Raw genomic sequence first — 2,583 nt, 5'->3', positions numbered from 1 at the left:
GTAACATGCAAATTCAATCTTAACAGAGCACTATAATCTTTGCGTTCTTTGCGGTTAATTTCTTTGCGTTCTTTGCGGTTAAAAAAGGATAAACCACTTAATCTTAAAAAAAACTTGAATATCGAGTAATACGTCAGTTATTTGGGGAAATGAACATTAACCTGCGGAGGACAAAGCAATGAAAATAGTAGGCAAGTAGGTAGTAGGTAAGTAGGAAAGGGATAAAGGATGTGCACGGTATTCTTCTTCGGGGAGTAATGTCTCCCCCTTTCCTACTTTCCTACTCTCCTACTTCCTACTTTCAGGAGAATCCCCCATTTCACTGACCCATTACAAGGATAATTGGTAACTAATTACCATTCACCAGTTACCAGTTACCAAAGAAAAGGAGGAATAAGTTAAAAAATGGAGTTTCAAAACATTCTTAAACAAGTTCAAGAGATGGGAACACAATTTAAAAAGGTTCAAAAAGAACTGGCTTCTAAAAAAGTCACCGCCAGTGTTGGTGGTGGGATGGTTCAAGTTACGGCTAATGGACAAAAAGAAATCATCAGTATTACCATAGAAAAAGCCATAATTAATCCTCAAGAAAAGCAGATGTTAGAGGATTTAGTCTGTGCCGGGGTAAATGAGGCACTTTCAAAGGCACAAGACTTAGCCGTAGAACAAATGATGAAAACGACTGGTGGGATGAACATCTTTGGATTATTAAAAGGGTTGGTTTGAAAAAATGTATTTAACCCCTTCTATGACCAGATTAATAGAAGAATTATCTAAATTACCTACAATTGGGCCAAAAACTGCCTCCCGATTAGCATTTTATATCTTGAAAACATCACTCGAAGAAACAAAAAGATTAGCCAGAGCAATCCTTGAGGTAAAAGAGAAGGTTAAAAATTGCTCGATTTGCTATAACATCACAGAACAAGACCCTTGTGATATTTGTCAGGACATTAAAAGGGATAAAAAAATAATTTGTGTGGTAGAACAGGCTCAAGATATAATGGCGATGGAAAAGACAAGGGAATATAAAGGAATTTACCATGTCTTAGGCGGGGCTATTTCACCCCTGGATGGTATTAGTCCCCAACATCTACGGATAAAAGAATTAGTCAAAAGGATTGAGAGTAATCCATTAGAGGAAATAATTATCGCAACCAATCCAAATGTAGAAGGTGAAGTAACTGCACTTTATCTGACTAAATTAATCAAGCCGCTGGGAATAAAATTAACTCGCATAGCCTATGGCATACCTGTTGGTGGAGATCTGGAATATGCCGATGAGGTCACATTAGCTAAGGCGCTGGAAGGAAGGACACAACTATAGAAAATTATAGGGTTTCACGAAATTAAAAGGAGGTAATTGGTCACTAATTACCATTCACCAGTTACCAATTACCAGAAAATAGGAGGTATTTAAAATGTTTAAAGGTTCAATTGTTGCTCTGGTAACACCATTTAAAGATGGTCAGGTAGATAAGGAAAGGTTGTTGGAATTAGTTGAGTTTCATATTCAAGAAGGGACGGATGGGATAGTACCGTGTGGGACTACCGGTGAATCAGCGACTTTGTCCCATGATGAACACAAAGAGGTCGTAACTCTGGTTGTCAACGCAGTAAATAAACGAATTACGGTGATTGCCGGGGCAGGGTCAAATTGCACGCGGGAATCAGTTGATTTAGCTCATCATGCGAAAAAGGTAGGTGCTGACGCTATCTTAGCCGTAACACCTTACTACAACAAACCAACACAAGCCGGACTATATGAACACTACGTCACCATTGTTAGAGAGGTTGATATTCCACTTATTCTTTATAATGTTCCAGGTAGAACCGGCGTAAATTTACTGCCTGAAACCGTGGCAAAACTATCTAAAATCAATAATATTGTTGGAATTAAAGAGGCATCGGCAGATTTAAAACAACAAACTAAAATTGTTGAGCTTTGCCGTCCAGATTTTGCCTTAATCTCTGGTGATGATTTTACACTACTACCAACATTATCTATTGGTGGAGTAGGCGTTATCTCAGTCGTCGCAAACATTGTCCCAAAAGATATGGCAAATTTAATTAAAGAGTTTAACAAAGGCAACTTTGATGAGGCGAAAAGATTACATTATAAGATATTTCCTTTATGTGAGGCTTGTTTTATTGAGACAAGTCCGGTGCCTGTAAAAGAGGCATTAGGAATAATGGGTAAAATTTTGCCAGAGGTAAGACTACCTTTAGTCCCATTACAAGAAACTAATCGAGAAAAACTACGGCAAACTTTAGTTACCTCTGAGATAGGCGTTTAGCAGATAGTTGAACGATTAGTAACTATTCAGCAAAAAGGTAACTATTCACCCTGTAGGAAAGTAGGAGAGTAGGGAAGTAGGAAAGGGAAAGAATAAGTTAAATGCCTATAATATAAGCCAAGGATCTCTTGAAGGACTAAGGTATTATCTAATTCTATTTAAAGATCTTAATTATCTGCCAGATTTTCAATCCATTTGGGATATATCTGAAGAAGTGAGTAGGATGCTTATAGGTTTAATCAAATCAATTAAGAGTAAAATAGTATGAAGTATTTTCCCCTCTTCC

General features: G+C 37.4%; 3 protein-coding genes and 1 pseudogene. All 4 read left to right on the top strand.

The window, feature by feature from the left end; translation table 11 throughout:
- Positions 1-405: 405 nt before the first annotated feature.
- The 4 genes and pseudogenes from AB1414_19010 (at position 406) to AB1414_18995 (ending at position 2,565) form a co-directional block, all read left to right on the top strand.
- Positions 406-726, top strand: a complete 321-nt coding sequence (locus AB1414_19010) for a YbaB/EbfC family nucleoid-associated protein (protein ID MEW6609502.1) — start codon at positions 406-408, stop codon at positions 724-726.
- Between the two features lie 4 nt (positions 727-730).
- Positions 731-1,327: a recombination mediator RecR gene (gene recR / locus AB1414_19005; GenBank protein ID MEW6609501.1), complete on the top strand. Its 597-nt coding sequence runs from the start codon at positions 731-733 to the stop codon at positions 1,325-1,327.
- A 94-nt stretch (positions 1,328-1,421) separates the two neighbouring features.
- Positions 1,422-2,297, top strand: a complete 876-nt coding sequence (dapA, locus tag AB1414_19000; GenBank protein ID MEW6609500.1) for a 4-hydroxy-tetrahydrodipicolinate synthase — start codon at positions 1,422-1,424, stop codon at positions 2,295-2,297.
- Between the two features lie 88 nt (positions 2,298-2,385).
- Positions 2,386-2,565, top strand: a pseudogene (locus AB1414_18995) (four helix bundle protein).
- Positions 2,566-2,583: the final 18 nt, after the last annotated feature.

This window comes from bacterium (assembly GCA_040755795.1).
Taxonomy (GTDB): Bacteria; UBA9089; CG2-30-40-21; order CG2-30-40-21; family SBAY01; genus JBFLXS01.
Note: the sequence above shows the minus strand (reverse complement) of the source record. Positions and strands in the feature narration are given on the sequence as shown.